A 14,446-nucleotide genomic window follows, 5' to 3' on the forward strand; every position below is an offset into this window, starting at 1 on the left:
GGCGCGCCGGGGCGCGCCGCCCGTCCGGCGGCGGTCGTTGAGGTGGGGGTCAGAGCCGTACCGAGCGGCGCAGCAGCAGGACGGCCGCGGCGATCGCCGCGAGCGCCACCGCCGTGACCGCGAGCACGCCGGCGACCAGCTGCCACCCGTGCAGGCGGCCCGGGTCGCCCTCGGCGGGCTCGACCGCGCCGCGGCCGGGCATCGCCCGCCGCACCGGCGCGTCGGCGGGCCCGGCGGAGGGCGTCGTGCCCTCGGTGCCCGGGTCCGCGGAGGGGGCGGGCGCCGGGGTGCCGGGGTCGGCCGGGCCGACCGCGGGCCCGGCGGTGGGCGTCCCGGTGATCGAGCCCGGCGGGTCGACGGCCGCGACGTCCAGCGCTCCCTCGAACCGGCCGAGCCCCGGGAAGGCGGTCTCCGCGAGGACGCTCCAGTGGCCGGGCGTGAGCGCCTCGGCCGTGGTGAGCGTGCCCGGCCGGTCCGGGACGGGAACCAGCCGCCACGGGCCGACGGTGGTGCCGTCGGGCGCGGTGGCGCTGAAGGTTCCGGCGATCCGCTCGGTCACCGGGTCGCTGTCGTTCTCCCAGACGGCGGTGGTGATCGGGCGGCCGGAGTCGCTGCTGCTGACGGTCAGTCGGATGGTGTCGCCGTGGGCGTGTGCCGTCGTGACCGGGCCGAGGACGGCCAGGCCGGAGAGGACGGACAGGCACGCCACCGCGAGGCGGCGGTTGTGCATGGGACGGCTCCCGGTTGTGCGAGGGGACAGGGCCCGCCCGGGAGGGCGGGGAGGCCGCTTCCGGCGACGGGCGGGCCCTGTGCTGACGGAACGTTCCGGCAGGTCAGGAGACCTTCTGGACGCTCCAGGAGTGGTAGCCGGCCGCCGCCGGGTCCTCCAGGACGAGCAGCCAGGCGCCGTAGTACGCGCGGCCGCTGACCCCGAGGACCAGCGAGCTGCCCCTGGCCGTGATGCTCAGGCCGCCGCCCGCGGCGGCGAGCCGCCACTGCTGCGCCTGGTTGGCGCCGTCGCAGGGCTGCTGGGCCACCCACTGGCCCGCCACGGCGGCGCCGCCGAGCTGCAGGCACTTGCCGGACACCGCGGACCGGATCCGCGCGTACCCGCCGCCGGCGTCGTCGAAGTACCAGCGCTGGCCCAGGTACCCGCTCGCCTGCGAGCCCACCAGCACCGTGCCGTCGGCGGACTTGCCGCCCCACACCTCCGCCGCCAGACCGGTGGCGCCGTTGGTGATGGTGTACGCGGTGGCGGGGGTCGGGGTGGTGCCGCCGGCCTTCGGGGTGCGGAAGGTCAGCGTCCGTCCCGGCTTGGAGTCACGGCCGGACCGGTCGCGGACCGCCACCGCCACCGTGTACTCGGTGTCCGGGCGGAGGTTGGTGACGCGCACCGAGTTCGGCTGCACCCAGGTGAGGAACTTCCCGTTCAGCAGCACCTGGTACCACTGGGCCGAGGCCACCGCGGGCCAGCTGAGCACCGCCGAGTCGGAGGCCAGCTGGCCGACCGTCACGTTGGGGCCGGCGTCCGGACCACCGGTCGGGGTGGGCGTCGGGTTCGGCGTGGGCGTCGGGCTGGGGTTGGGATCCGGGTTCGGCCCGGTTCCGTTGCCGGTCATCAGGAACCGGTTGTTGGCGATGTTCCAGTGCGTGGCCAGGTAGCTGCCTGGCTTGGGATTGGTGTGGAAGTAGTCGTCGTGGTTGCAGTCCAGCCGGTCGTCGTGGCCGCGGTCCTGGCAGACCGTCCGCATCTGCGGGTAGTACGGCGAGTCCGAGTAGCACATGAGGTCCCACTCGTCGGTGCAGTGCGCCGCCCGGCTGGTGTTGGGCGCGCTGTTGTTCACCGCGCCCAGGTTGTGGCCGAGTTCGTGCGCGGCGGTGGACCCGCCCCAGCAGCCCGAGTCGGTGCGGCCGTACGAGGGGCCGAAGTTGCTCAGGTTGTCCTGGCCCGGCCGCTCGTCGCCGGCGAAGGTCCCGATGCCGCAGTACACGTTGGCGTCCGCGAACACCATGTACTTGCGGTCCTTGCGGTTGAGGCCCTTGCCCGCCAGCGCGTTGTTCATCGCGCTGAACTCGGACAGCGCCGAGTCCGGCACCTCGATGTTGAGCACCACCGGGGTGCAGTCGGCGGCGGTGACGAAGCGGATGTGCCGCACGCCGCCGGTCTCCTGGGCGGAGGCGGAGTAGATGGTGTCGGCGTCCGCCGCCCACTTGCGGAAGGAGCCGAGGTACTGCGCGTACCGGTCCTTGCCCGGCGCGTGCGCGTACACCACCTGGACCCGGTTGCCGGTGCTGCCGTCGCCGTCGCATTGCACGGCCTGACCGGCCGGTGCGGCGGCGGCCTTGCGCGGCGCGTCGGCCGAGGCGCTGGGCGCCGGGGCGGCCGCCGCCCCCGCCGGCACGGCCTGCGCGTCCACCGTCGGCTCCGAACCGGCGGCCGGCTGCGCGGTCGTGCCGTTGCCGGTGCCGGGCGCCGTGTGATCGGCGGCCTGCTCCGGCTGGACGGCCGGGGCGGTGTCCTTGGCGATGTCCACGCCCTTGGGAGGGGCGTCCGGCCCGTGCGTGCAGGCGCCGTCCGACGTCCTCAGCACACCGGCGCACTTGTCGCCCTTCGGGGCGGTGTTCAGACCCGAGTACACCAGCCCCCGGCCGGTGTCGTTCGCGGGCATGGAGGAGACCGGGTCGGGCGCCGCGTCGTGCTCCGGGCCAGCCGCCGGTGCGGCGTCGGCCCCGTCCGACATGGCGGCGTCCGCCGATATGACGGCCGGCTTCTCGGTGAAGGCACCGCCCAGGGCGGCGGTACCGGCGAAGACCCCCGTTGCGGCCAGGACGGCCGCGACCAGCACCACACGGGTGCTGCGCGTCCGCTTGACCACTCTTCTACGGCCTGGCAAAACCACACCTCATTTCACAGGAGGAGTTGAGTGGCCGGAATACTGCCAGAGCCGTGGCGCAGGGAGGAGCCCCGTGCTTCTACGCGCGAAGATGTACGCCGTTCAACGAACCGTCACATCGGACTGACGTATCGTCAATTACCTTTCAGTAATGTGATGTTGCATCAGCGATGGCCGATTGGTCCACTCCACTGCGCGAGTTGATACGTGCACCAATTCATCGAAACGTTATGGTTCGGGATCGTCTGTTAGACGGGATGTGCAATAGTGCAATTGCACAGCGTAGGTGCAATATTACTCTCCATCATTGTCGACAACCCGGGCTTGGAGTATCCCTAGCAGGGCTTATCAGTCGACAGATCGATGGCCGCGCACGGTCGGTACCCGCGTGTGCGGGCGGCTAACCCCAGGCCCCCGGGGCGCCCCCCGGCCGCGGTCGGGGAGGACCAGTGGCACGCCCGTGCGCGGATGCGGGAGCACCTCCACCGGGTGGCCGTAGACCTCGCTGAGGAGCGGGGCGCGCAGGACCTCCGCCACCGGTCCGGTCGCCACGGTGGCGCCGGCGGCCAGCAGCGCGACCCGGTCCGCGTAGGCGGCGGCCAGCGACAGGTCGTGCAGCACGACCACCACGCCGTCGCCGGCGGCGGCCCGCTCGCGGGCCACCCGCAGCACCAGCTCCTGGTGCCGCAGGTCGAGGGCGGCCGTGGGCTCGTCGAGCAGCAGCAGCGGGGTCCGCTGGGCCAGCACCCGGGCGAGCGCGACCCGGGCCCGTTCGCCGCCGGAGAGCGAGGTGAAAGGGCGCTCGGCGAAGGCGCTGCACTCGGTGGCGGCCATCGCCGCGGCCACGGCCGCCGCGTCCTCGGCCTCGGCGGTGGTGCCGGCCCAGGGGGCGCGGCCCATCCGGACCACCTCGCCGGCGGGGAACGGGAAGGACAGCTCGCTGGACTGCGGCAACAGCGCCCGGTGGCGGGCGAGTTCGACGGACGGGTGGGCCGTCGGCGGGCGGCCCAGCAGTCGGACCTCCCCGGCGGTGGGGGCGGTGTCCCCGGCGAGGACGGACAGGAGGGTGGACTTGCCCGCGCCGTTCGGCCCGAGCAGCGCCAGAACCTCGCCGGCCCGCAGGCACAGGTCCGCGCCGGCCAGCAGCTCCCGTCCGCCGACCGTCAGTCGTACCCCGTCAGCGACGATCAACTCCGCGCCGGGGGCGGGGCGTTCGGGGACGGTTCGAGGGGTGCGCAGTCTCATGCCCAGCCTCCCTGGCGGGTCCGGGTGCGGCGCAGCAGCCAGAAGAAGAACGGACTGCCGATCAGTGCGGTGATCACGCCGAGGGGGAGTTCGGCGGGGGCGGCCACGGTTCGGGCGGCCAGGTCGCCGGCGACCAGGGCCAGCGCCCCGCCGAGGGCCGAGCCGGGCAGCAGGAAGCGGTGCCCCGGCCCGGCGGCCATCCGCAGCAGGTGCGGCACGATCAGGCCGACGAACCCGATGATGCCGCTGACCGCCACGGCGGCGGAGGTGAGCAGGGCGACCACGGTGACCAGCACCAGGCGCATCCGCTCCACGTCCACGCCGAGGTGGCGGGCCGGGCGCTCGCCGAGCGCCAGCAGGTCGAGCCGGCGGGCGTACAGCGGGGCGACGGCCAGGCCGACCAGGGCGAACGGCAGGACGGCGAGCACCTTGCCCCAGGTCGCCTGGGCGAGCGAGCCCAGCTGCCAGAAGGTGACCTGGCTGATCGCGGCCGAGTCGGCGGTGAACAGCAGGATGCCGATCAGCGCGCCGCAGAAGGCGTTCACCGCGACCCCGGTGAGGATCAGGGTGACCACCTCGGTCCGCCCGCCGGACCGGGACATCGCGTACACCGCGAGGACCGTCACCAGGCCGCTCGCGAAGGCGAACACGGTGACCGTCCAGCTGCCCAGCGCGTCCAGGCCGAGCACGATGCAGGCCACCGCGCCGACCGCGCCGCCGGAGGAGACCCCGATCACCGCGGGCTCCGCCAGCGGGTTGCCGAACACGCCCTGCATCAGCGCGCCCGCGCAGCCCAGCGAGCCGCCGACCAGCAGCGCCAGCACCACCCGGGGGAGGCGGACGTTCCACAGCACCGACTCGGGCACCCGCTCCAGTGCGTGCCCGCCCGCGCCGAGCCGGTGGGCCAGCGAGGCGAGGATGTCACCGAGCGGGATCCGGTACGCGCCGAGGCCGGCCGCCAGCAGGGCGCAGAGCAGCAGCGCGGCGGCGAGCGCCGCGGTGAGCACCGTACTGCGCCCCGGCCGCCGGGTGCCGGGCGCGGCCGCGCCGTTCTCGGGGAGGGCGTACGTCACCGGGCGCCCGCCGGGTGGAGCTGGGCGGCGATCTCGCGCAGCACCTGCGGGGTGCGCGAGCCGTAGCTGAGCAGCCGGCCGTCGTCCACGGCGACCACCCGGCGGTCCAGCCCGGCCGGGGTCTGGGCGACGCCGGGCAGTTTCAGCAGCCCGTCCACGCCGCCGACCGACTCCAGGCCCTTGCTCATCACCAGGATCGCGTCGGGTGCCGCCTTGACCAGGGCCTCGCTGGTGAGCGGGGTGAACTCGCCGTGCAGCCCGGCGGCGGTGCCGGCGTCCTCGCCGCCGACCGCCTCGATCAGCGAGGGGGCGCCGGAGTCGGGGCCGCCGAGCAGGAAGACCGAGGCGCTGCCGCGCAGGTAGAGGAAGGCGATCCTGGGGCGCGGTCCGTCGGCGGGCAGGGCGGCGCGGGCCTCGGTGATCTGCCGGGCGGTGCGCTCCTTGAGGCGTCGTCCGGCGTCCGGGACGCCGAGGGCGGCCGCGACGGTGTCGATCCGCGGGCCGACGTCCTCCAGCCGCCGGGCGTCGTCGAGGACGATCAGCGGGACACCGGCCGCCCGGATCTGTTCCACCGCCTCGGCCGGTCCGGTGGAGCGGTCGGCGAGCACCACGGTCGGGTGGAGGGAGAGCACGCCCTCCGCGGAGACGTCGTGCGCCTGGGTGATCACCGGCAGGGCGGCGGCCTGCTCGAAGGTGGTGGACACGTCGCGGGCCACCACCCGGGGGCCGAGGCCGAGGCTGAAGACCAGTTCGGCGAGGCTGCCGCTGAGCGGGACGATCCGCTCGGCGCTGGCCACGGTGACCTGCCGGCCGTCCGCGGAGGCGGCGGTGGCGGGCAGCTGCGGGATCTGCGGATCGGGCAGCGCCTCCACGGTGTCCGGCGCCCGGGAGGCGCCCGTCGCGGCCCGGTCCTGACCGGCCTCGGAGCCGGGCCCGCAGCCCGCGGCGCCGAGCAGCAGGCCGAGGGCGAGCAGCAGGACGGCCGGTCCGACTCTCGCCCGGATGTGGTGGGAGCTGCTGCTCAACCTCGTTCCCTTCTTGAAGGATTGACGTCCCGTCAGGTGGCGCGGTCGGGGGCTGCTCGGTGGGACTCTTAACTCATATATTAGGTTAGCCTTGCCTGAGTTTCGCAAGGGGGTGGCGGTACGCCGACCCCCGCTCCGCGCCATGCCCGCGCCCCCGTTCCCGACCTCCCGATCGCCCGAGGAGTGATCCCCCGTGCCCCTGACCGGACGGCTCCGCCGCCTGGCCGCCCACCTGGTGGCCGCCCTCGCCGCCCTCCTGACGGTGGCCGGCCTCCCCGCCCCCGCGGCCGCCGCCCCGCAGCCCGTGGTCTCCGGCGGGCGCCTCGACTGGGGCATCAAACAGTCCTTCCTCACCTACGTCACCGGGCCGATCGCCAAAGGCGGTTGGAGCCTGACCGGCGGCGCCGCCACGGTCGGCGGCAGCACCTTCCGGTTCCACTCGGCGACCGGCGGCTACGACCCCGCGACCGGCGCCCTCACCGCCTCCTTCCAGGGCGGCGTCCGCTTCACCGGCCACCGCGAGAACGGCACCGACGCCCTGGACCTCGCCATCGGACGGCTCACCCTCACGACCACCGGCGCCGGCCGGGCCACCCTCTCCGCAGACGTCACCAGCCGGTCCCGGGAGACCGGCAAGGTCACCGCCACCCCCCAGACCCCGCTCGCCGACCTCTCACTCGCAGGCACCGACCTGCGCGCGGCCTCCGGCACGCTGACCCTGACCAACGTCCCCGCCACCCTCACCGACGCCGGCGCCCAGGCCTTCGGCCACTTCTACACCGCCGGCACCGCACTCGACCCGCTCACCCTCTCCGTCACCCTCAAGGCGGCCGAGGCCGAACCGACCCGGACCCCCGCCCCCGACCGCACCCCCTCCGGCGGACCCGCCACACCCGGCCCGGACCCCACCGCCAATCCCACCGGCGACCCCACCGCCACCCCGGCACCGGGCCCCACGACGGGAGGGCCCGCCGCCTTCGCCGACGGCGCCCTCGACTGGGGCATCCGCCGTACCTTCCGCGACTACGTCACCGGCGCCGTCGCCAAGGGCCGCTGGCAGCTCGCCGACGGCGCGGCGGACGGCGGCGCCTACTTCCGCTGGACCACCGGCAAGGGCGGCTATGACCCCGCCACCGGCGCCCTCGACGCCGCCTTCACCGGCAGCGTCCGCTTCACCGGCCACACCACCGGCGACACCCACGGCCTCGACCTCACCCTCGCCGCCCCGCGGATCACCATCGCCGACGGCCAGGGCCGGCTCACCGCCGACGTCCACGGCCACCTGCCCGGCGCCGCCGCCCAGCAGCAGACCGCCGTCGAACTCGCCCGCTTCGACCCGGCCGGCGCCGTGAAGACCGAGGGCGGCCTGCTCAGGGCCGTCGAACTCCCGCTGCGCCTCACCGAGTCGGGCGCCCGGGTGTTCGGCTCGCTCTACCCGGTCGGCACCGAGATGGACCCGCTGAGCTTCGCCCTCGCCCTCGATCCGGCTGCCGCCCTGCCCCCGCTGCCGGACCTCGGCAGCGCTCCTGCCGCCACGCCAGCCCCGCAGGCCGCCCCCGCCGCGGCCTCGTCCCGGGGCGTCCCGGTGGCCGCCGCGGTGGCGGGTGCCCTGCTGCTCGCCGCCCTGGCGCTCGGCGGCGGCCTGCTCGCCGTCCGCCGACGGCGGCGCCCGGGCCCCTCCGACCCCTCCTGACCGCCCGTCATCCGCCCAACCCGCCAACCCGGCATCGCCCGTCATCCCCGTCGAACGGAGCACGACCCATGTCCCGCAGCACCGCCATGCCCGCCGGCCCCGGCAACCGCAGCCGCACCTGGCTGGCCGCCGTCGCCGCCGCCACCGCGGGCCTCGGCCTGACCGCCCTCGGGCTGCCGGCCCTTGCCTTCGGGGCCGGCGCCCCGACCGCCGTCAGCTACGACACCGGCGCGCTGGACTGGGGCGTCAAGGCCAGTTTCCGCGGCTACGTCACCGGGCCGGTCGGCCAGGGCGCGGTGGAACTCACCGGCGGTGCCACCACCAACGCCGACGGCACGTACCACTTCGGCCTGGCCCGCGCCCGCTACGACCTCGGCACCCACAGCCTCGACGCGGCCTTCACCGGCGGGGTCCGGTTCACCGCCCACCACGGCGCGCTGGACGTCGCCCTGAGCGACCTGAAGCTCACCACCTCCGGCACCACCGGCACCCTCACCGCCGACACGGCGTCCAAGGAGACGGTCGGCGCCTCCGAGGTCACCCGCCGCGAGGACGTCCCGCTGGTGACCTTCACCGTCGCCCGGGACACCACCACCGGCGTCCCCACCGCCGCCAAGCTCACCGAACAGGGCGCCAAGGCCTTCGCCGGCTTCTACGCCGCGGGCACCGACATGGACCCGTTGGCGGTCCTGCTGAAGCAGAGCCCGGCCTCGCCCTCCGCCTCCGACTCCGCTGCGCCCTCCGCGAGTTCCTCCCCGTCCGGCGCCGGCTCCGGCTCCCCCTCGGTGAGCGCCTCCGCCTCCACCTCCGCCTCCTCCGCCGCTCCGAGCGGCAGCCCGTCCGCCACGGTCTCCACTCCCGCCTCTGCCTCCGCTACCCAGGGCAGCTCCGAACTCGCCGTGGTGGACGGCCGGTTGGACTGGGGCGTCAAGGAGGGCTTCCGCCGGTACGTGACCGGGCCGATCGCCCGGGGGAAGGTGGAGTTCGGCGGCGGCGCCGCCGACTACCGCTTCGGCGGTGCCACCGGCAGCTACCACACCGGCACCCACGCGGTGAAGGCCGACTTCACCGGCTCGGTCCGCTTCCTCGGCCACCAGACCGCCGGCGGCGGCTACGAACTGGACACCACCTTCGGCGCCCTGGGCGTCCGCATCGACCGGACCGGCGCCTACCTGGTCGCCGATGTGACCGCCCGCTCGCGCGACGGGAAGACCGCCACGCTCAGCGCGGCCCGGATCGCCAGGCTCGACCTCTCCCGGGCGAACCCGGCCCCGGCCGGCGGCGTGGTGACCCTCTCCGGTGTCCCCGCCACGCTGACCGCCGAGGGCGTCGCGGCCTTCGGCGGTTACCCGGAGGGGGAGGCGCTCGACCCGGTGACCGTCACCCTCTCCTTCGACCGCAACGCCACCCTGCCCGCCAACCCGCCCATCAACACCGTAACTTCGGGCGGCTCCGGCACCGGCGCCACCGACGGCGGTACGGCCGGCAGCGCCACCCTGACCACCACCGGCGGCTCCGGCATGCTCGCCTCGACCGGCGCCGGCACCCCGGTGCTGCCGCTGGTCGCCACTGCGGCCGGCTTCCTCCTGGCCGGCGGCGGCACCACCGTCCTGCTGCGCCGCCGTACCGGGGGCCGGCCGGCCGTCTGACGCCACCCCCTGGCCGGCGGGGAACCGTGCGACGCGGGAGGACGGGTCTTCCCGGCGCGCGGTTCCCCGCCGGCCGTCGGCGGCTCGCCGAGGAGTCACCCCCCGGGGCCGCTACCGGCCGAGGATCCGCCGCAGCCAGCGGGTGCGGGCCTCGTGGGCCTCCCGGCTGAGCGCCGCGCCGGGGACGAAGGTGTCGAAGCCGTGGAACGCGCCCGGCCAGACGTGCAGTTCGGCCTCGCCGCCGGCCCGCCAGATCGCGTCGGCGTAGGCCACGACCTCGTCCCGGAAGGTCTCCGCCGACCCCACGTCCAGATAGGCGGGCGGCAGCGCGGACAGGTCGGTGGCGCGGGCGGCCGCGGCGTAGGGGGAGAGGTCGGCGGCGCCGTACCGGTCGCCGAGCAGGGCCTGCCAGGCCGTGGTGTTGGAGGTGCGGTCCCAGAGGTCGTGCCCGGCCATCTGGTGGGCGGAGAAGGTGGCGCCGCGGTCGTCCAGCATCGGGCTGAGGAGTAGCTGGCCGATCGGCGCCGGACCGCCGCGGTCGCGGGTCAGCAGGGCGAGGGCCGCGGCGAGTCCGGCGCCCGCGCTCTTCCCGCCGAGGAGGATGCGGTCCGCGTCCAACCCCAGCCCTCCCGCCCGCTCGGCCGTCGCGACCAGCCCGGCGTAGCAGTCCTCCACGGGCTCCAGGTACCGCGCCCGCGGCGCCAGCCGGTACTCGGCGGAGACCACGGCGAGCCCCAGCGGCGGCGCCCAGTCCTGCAGCAGCCGGGGCAGTGCGGACCGTGCGTTGCCCGTGATCAGGCCGCCGCCGTGCAGGTAGTAGAGGACCGGCAGCGGGCGGGTGACCCCGGCGGGACGGGCGGCGTACAGGACCACCTCGGGGCCGCCCCGGCCCGCCGGCGCCCGCAGCTCCGTGATCTCGAACAGGCCGTCGGCCCGGAGTTCCTCCACCGTCGGCCGGGGCCGGGTGGCGGCGTCCAGGGCCTGCCACTCCGGGAGCCGCTCCGGGGTGAGCGGTCTCCGGGACCGCGGGTCCAGGGCGGCCAGTGCGGCCCCCAGCTCCGGGTCGAACGGCGGCGCGGGCCGGTCACCCTCCGCCGCCCGCCGCGCTGCTCGCCGCTCCGACGGCGCTCCCGCATCACCCATGACCGTTCCTCCCCGCGGCCCGGGAACGCCCGGTGGCGTCCCGACCGTCCCAGCCTGCCAGGCCGCCGGTGCGAACGGGCGACGGGAGCGGTCAGGCGCTCAGCGGGTACCGGGCGTCCAGGTCGCGGAAGACCGCGCCGTTGAGGACGAAGGCCCGCTTGCACTCCTCGACCACCCGGCGGCGCTCGACCTCGTCCAGGGCGAGCCCGGCGGCGTCCAGCCTGGCGCGGTACTCCCGCTTGAAGGCGGCGGGGTTGTCGATCTCCTCGAAGACGTAGAACCGGACCCCGTCGCCCTTGCGCGCGAACCCCCAGGTCCTCTCGGCGATGCCGCGGATGATCTGACCGCCGGACAGGTCGCCCAGGTAGCGGGTGTAGTGGTGGGCCAGGTACCCGGCGGGCCACCGCTCGGCCAGCTCCTCCACCCGGGCGGCGTACGCGGCGGTGGCCGGGAGCGGGGTGAGGCCGTCGCGCCAGCCGGGGCCGCGCAGGTGGGCGAGGTCGCGTTCGAGCGCGGCGGTGCGCAGCAGCGCCCGGTCGACGAACGGGCCGGCCACCCGGTGTCCGGCGAGCTCCTCGGCGCGGCTCTCCAGGGCCCGGTAGACGTACCAGAGTTGGCCGGTGAGGTCGGCGTAGGCGTCGACCCCGAGGTGCCCGCCGAGCAGTCGGCTCATGAAGGAGGACTGTTCGGCCGCCCGGTGCTCCTCGCTGCTGGCGGTGCGGAGCGCGGCGGAGAACGGGACGGGCTGCTGCTCGGGGGCGGGCATCGGGGCCTCCACGGATCGGGATCATCCCGGACCTCGGGATGATCCCGATTGTTATGGTTAGCCTAACCTAAGTCAATGTGATGCCGACACTCCGTCGGAAACCTCCGGGCGGGCACACGCGAGGGGCGCGGGGACCGCGGACGGCGGCGGGTCCGAACGTGCGACCCGCCGCCGTGTGCGGTGCCCCGCGCCCCTCGGGCGCACCGGCCGTCCGAGGACGACGGCCGCGGCGACCTACTGGCCCGGGCGGTTCATCATGTCGGCGTCGGCCACCGCGATGGCGATGCCCAGCGCCTCGGTGATGTGGCCGGCCGCCGCCATCACGCGGGCCGTGCCCACGATCGGGGCGATTGCCACCAGGACGTCCTGCAGCTGGTCCGCGGTCACATTGGCCTCGATGGCGGGGCCCATGTGCGCGAGATAGGAGATCGCGGGCGCGTCCATGGCGACGAGCGCGGCGATACGGGTGAGGATCAGCATGTCCTCGGCCATCCCACAGCGCTCGATGGAGTCGAGCGTCATGGCGGCGAGGGTGTCGAGAACGGGGGTTTCGGACGTCGTGGACATGGTCGGGTGCCCTCTCAAGGGGTGTGAGCCCACGCAGGGGAGGCGACGCTCCCTGCCCGGGCCGCTTGCCCTTCGACAGTAGGAGGACCCCGCGCACACCGCCAACCGACCGTTCCCGCCGGCCGGGGCCGGGCGGTGCCCGGTCAGTCCGCGGGCTCCCCGGCCCGTTCCCGCTCCCGCCGTTCGCGGGCCCGCGCGTAGCGGGCGGCGAGCGGGCCGTACGTCAGGCCGTGCAGCGCCAGGCTCATCAGGACCGTCATGGTCATCACCTGCCCGATCAGGTCGGCCGCGTGGGGGTCGAGCGGGGCGAGGCTGGTGAAGGCCAGCAGGCCGAAGACGATGCTGGCCATGCCCCGCGGCCCCAGCCACGCGAGCAGCAGCCGGTCGGCCCGGTCCAGGCCGGTGCCCATCAGGCAGAGCAGCACCGGCACTCCCCGAACCACCGTCAGCGACAGGGCCGCGTACGCCACCATCCGGCCGTCGAAGTCCCCGGTGAACGCCTGGGTGACCAACTCCCCGAAGACGAACCACAGCGCCAGCGAGAGCAGCGTCCCCACGTCGTTCACCAGGTGCAGCGCCTTCGGCGGCAGCGCCCGGGAGTACGGGGTGAACCAGAGCCCGGCGACGAAGGCGGCGATGAACCCGTTGCCGTCGAGCACGATCGCCAGCCCGTACGCCGCCAGCGGCAGGGCCACGATGCCCAGCCGGACGGCGGACCGCCTGGTCCAGCCGGCCCGCCACGCCGCGCGCAGCAGCATCCCGCCGGGCTTGCCGACCAGGGCGCCGGCGACCACCGCCCAGAACATCGCGTTGAAGGCGTCCCCCAGCGAGTCGGCCACGGGCTCCGGTACCCCCTCGGTGGCCTCGGCGCCGGCCAGGCAGAGCAGGAAGACCGGCGCGGCGATGCCGTCGTTCAGCCCGCCCTCGACCGTGAGCACCCCGCGCAGCCAGGACGGCAGCCGGGAGTCCCGGACCACCTCGGCGGCCGGGGCCAGGTCCAGCGGCACGGTCACCGCCGCGAACAGCGCCACCAGCCACCACCGCCCGGACGGGAACAGCAGCGCGCCGACCAGCGTCCCGGCCAGCAGCGTCAGCGGCAGCGCGAGCAGCAGCAGCCGGGCCAGCAGCCGGCGGTTCCCCCGCACCACCCCGGCGGGGACGTCGGTGGCGTCGGTGAACAGCAGCACCGCGAGGATGATCTCCACCGCCCGCTCGGCGTCGTGGGTGGTGAGGCTGATCCGCACCAGCGGGTGCGGGCCGACGGTCAGCGCCACGCCCGCGGCGGTCATCGCCACCGGGGCGGTGACGCTCCACCGGGCCAGCCGGCCGGCCACCAGGGCCCAGGCGAACAGCGTTCCCATGCTGATGACCAGCGCGACCACCCGCGCACCCGTCCTTCCCCGGCGCGCGACCGGTCGGCGTGAGCTGATCGTAGCCGCGCACCCGCCGCCCGCCCGGGCCCCGGCCGCCGCCCGCGTGTCCCCGACCGGGAGCCCCGGATCGGGTGACCCGGGCTCAGTGCGGGCTCAGCACACGGCGGTCCGGCCCGCCGCGCCGGCCCGGCGGCCGGGTCAGCCGTGGCAGTGCACCGCGACCAGGAGGACATCGCCGTCGAGCCCGTCCAGGTACGCGTTGGCCGCCCGCAGGTACGCGTCCCAGGAGTCCGTCACCCCCGTGCCCGGCTCGAGCCAGGTGCCGTCGAGGCGCAGCAGGGCATCACCCGGGACCGCCTCGTCGCGGGCCCGCGCAACGTCCTGATCAGTGGACGGGGCCGGCGCCTCCGGCCCCGCCGGCCGTACCGCCCGGGCGCGGAGCGCCTCGAAGTCGAGCAGGGCACGCGGCCCGCCGTCGCACGCCGGCACTCCGTCCGGGCCGTCCTCGTCGGGGTGACCGCGCCGGACGGTGATCAGACGGGGGTCGCCGGTCGCCTCCGGGCGGTGCAGGAAGTGGGCCTCCCACTGGCCGCCGACCTGGTAACCGTCCCACTTCCCCTGACGGTTGAAGGTGCTGAGGCGGTAGGCGCGGCCCGCCTCGTCCACGGCGAGGTGGTTCGGGGTGCCCGGCCGGTAGCCCCGGACCAGGTTGACCGTTTCGGTGACCTGCGCCCACGTCAGATCGTCACGGTCCGGCAGTTCACCACGACGCCGGGCGTACTGGACCCACAGGGTGTCGGCCGGGGCCGCGGCGGTCTCGTACTCCGGGTACGCCTCCACCTCCCGCTCGATGTCGAACGGAGCGAGGGCCGCGGCCAGAGCCGCGCGGACGTCGTCCCGTGCGGCGGGAGGGAGTGCGACGACGAGGGTGAAGTGCATGGGGCGATTCTGCCCGGTGCCCCTCGTGGTGATCGCCGAGAGCGTGGCCGCCCCCGGTCGGGAGGGCGGCTGCGGACCG

12 protein-coding genes are annotated in these 14,446 nt (G+C 75.4%); 2 read left to right on the plus strand and 10 right to left on the minus strand.

The window, feature by feature from the left end:
• Positions 1–49 precede the first annotated feature (49 nt).
• The 5 genes from ABWK59_RS32510 to ABWK59_RS32530 all read right to left on the minus strand — a co-directional run bounded on the left by ABWK59_RS32510 (position 50) and on the right by ABWK59_RS32530 (position 6,237).
• Positions 50–730, minus strand: coding sequence for a hypothetical protein (locus tag ABWK59_RS32510; protein WP_354644251.1), 681 nt, complete (start codon positions 728–730; stop codon positions 50–52).
• A 103-nt stretch (positions 731–833) separates the two neighbouring features.
• Complete coding sequence (locus ABWK59_RS32515) at positions 834–2,876, minus strand: RICIN domain-containing protein (RefSeq protein WP_354644252.1); 2,043 nt, start codon at positions 2,874–2,876, stop codon at positions 834–836.
• Between the two features lie 366 nt (positions 2,877–3,242).
• Positions 3,243–4,139 (minus strand): heme ABC transporter ATP-binding protein, encoded by an 897-nt coding sequence (locus ABWK59_RS32520; RefSeq protein ID WP_354644253.1) that lies wholly within the window; start codon positions 4,137–4,139, stop codon positions 3,243–3,245.
• Positions 4,136–5,212 carry a FecCD family ABC transporter permease gene (locus tag ABWK59_RS32525; protein ID WP_354644254.1) on the minus strand — a complete coding sequence of 359 codons (1,077 nt, stop codon included), beginning with the start codon at positions 5,210–5,212 and terminating at the stop codon, positions 4,136–4,138. Before ABWK59_RS32525 ends, ABWK59_RS32520 begins: the two co-directional genes overlap by 4 nt.
• On the minus strand, positions 5,209–6,237 hold the full coding sequence (locus ABWK59_RS32530; RefSeq protein ID WP_354644255.1) for a heme/hemin ABC transporter substrate-binding protein: 1,029 nt from the start codon (positions 6,235–6,237) through the stop codon (positions 5,209–5,211). Before ABWK59_RS32530 ends, ABWK59_RS32525 begins: the two co-directional genes overlap by 4 nt.
• Before the next feature lie 199 nt (positions 6,238–6,436).
• On the opposite strand from ABWK59_RS32530, the gene ABWK59_RS32535 reads away from it, so the two are divergent.
• Both ABWK59_RS32535 and ABWK59_RS32540 read left to right on the plus strand, forming a co-directional pair.
• A complete protein-coding gene (locus ABWK59_RS32535; protein WP_420492959.1) occupies positions 6,437–7,930 on the plus strand; it encodes an HtaA domain-containing protein in 1,494 nt (497 codons plus the stop codon).
• 68 nt (positions 7,931–7,998) lie between these two features.
• The gene (locus ABWK59_RS32540; protein WP_354644257.1) at positions 7,999–9,579 is read left to right on the plus strand and encodes an HtaA domain-containing protein; all 1,581 of its coding nucleotides are present in this window, start codon (positions 7,999–8,001) and stop codon (positions 9,577–9,579) included.
• 111 nt (positions 9,580–9,690) lie between these two features.
• Here ABWK59_RS32540 and ABWK59_RS32545 read toward each other — a convergent pair whose 3' ends face one another.
• The 5 genes from ABWK59_RS32545 to ABWK59_RS32565 form a co-directional block, all read right to left on the minus strand.
• The gene (locus ABWK59_RS32545) at positions 9,691–10,722 is read right to left on the minus strand and encodes an alpha/beta hydrolase (RefSeq protein WP_354644258.1); all 1,032 of its coding nucleotides are present in this window, start codon (positions 10,720–10,722) and stop codon (positions 9,691–9,693) included.
• Between the two features lie 91 nt (positions 10,723–10,813).
• The gene (locus ABWK59_RS32550) at positions 10,814–11,488 is read right to left on the minus strand and encodes a heme oxygenase (biliverdin-producing) (protein ID WP_354644259.1); all 675 of its coding nucleotides are present in this window, start codon (positions 11,486–11,488) and stop codon (positions 10,814–10,816) included.
• A gap of 234 nt (positions 11,489–11,722) precedes the next feature.
• The gene (locus tag ABWK59_RS32555; protein ID WP_354644260.1) at positions 11,723–12,055 is read right to left on the minus strand and encodes a carboxymuconolactone decarboxylase; all 333 of its coding nucleotides are present in this window, start codon (positions 12,053–12,055) and stop codon (positions 11,723–11,725) included.
• 143 nt (positions 12,056–12,198) lie between these two features.
• Complete coding sequence (locus ABWK59_RS32560; protein ID WP_354644261.1) at positions 12,199–13,437, minus strand: cation:proton antiporter; 1,239 nt, start codon at positions 13,435–13,437, stop codon at positions 12,199–12,201.
• 189 nt (positions 13,438–13,626) lie between these two features.
• Positions 13,627–14,367, minus strand: coding sequence for a hypothetical protein (locus ABWK59_RS32565; RefSeq protein ID WP_354644262.1), 741 nt, complete (start codon positions 14,365–14,367; stop codon positions 13,627–13,629).
• Between the last annotated feature and the right edge of the window lie 79 nt (positions 14,368–14,446).

Origin of the sequence: Kitasatospora sp. HUAS MG31, assembly GCF_040571325.1 — a bacterium.
Taxonomy (GTDB): Bacteria; Actinomycetota; Actinomycetes; order Streptomycetales; family Streptomycetaceae; genus Kitasatospora; species Kitasatospora camelliae.

Coding starts and splice junctions, on each gene's coding strand:
- ABWK59_RS32510 (WP_354644251.1), bottom strand. CDS start 730: ATGCACAACCGCCGCCTCGCGGTGGCGTGCCTGTCCGTCCTCTCCGGC.
- ABWK59_RS32520 (WP_354644253.1), bottom strand. CDS start 4,139: ATGAGACTGCGCACCCCTCGAACCGTCCCCGAACGCCCCGCCCCCGGC.
- ABWK59_RS32540 (WP_354644257.1), top strand. CDS start 7,999: ATGTCCCGCAGCACCGCCATGCCCGCCGGCCCCGGCAACCGCAGCCGC.
- ABWK59_RS32545 (WP_354644258.1), bottom strand. CDS start 10,722: ATGGGTGATGCGGGAGCGCCGTCGGAGCGGCGAGCAGCGCGGCGGGCG.
- ABWK59_RS32550 (WP_354644259.1), bottom strand. CDS start 11,488: ATGCCCGCCCCCGAGCAGCAGCCCGTCCCGTTCTCCGCCGCGCTCCGC.
- ABWK59_RS32555 (WP_354644260.1), bottom strand. CDS start 12,055: ATGTCCACGACGTCCGAAACCCCCGTTCTCGACACCCTCGCCGCCATG.
- ABWK59_RS32565 (WP_354644262.1), bottom strand. CDS start 14,367: ATGCACTTCACCCTCGTCGTCGCACTCCCTCCCGCCGCACGGGACGAC.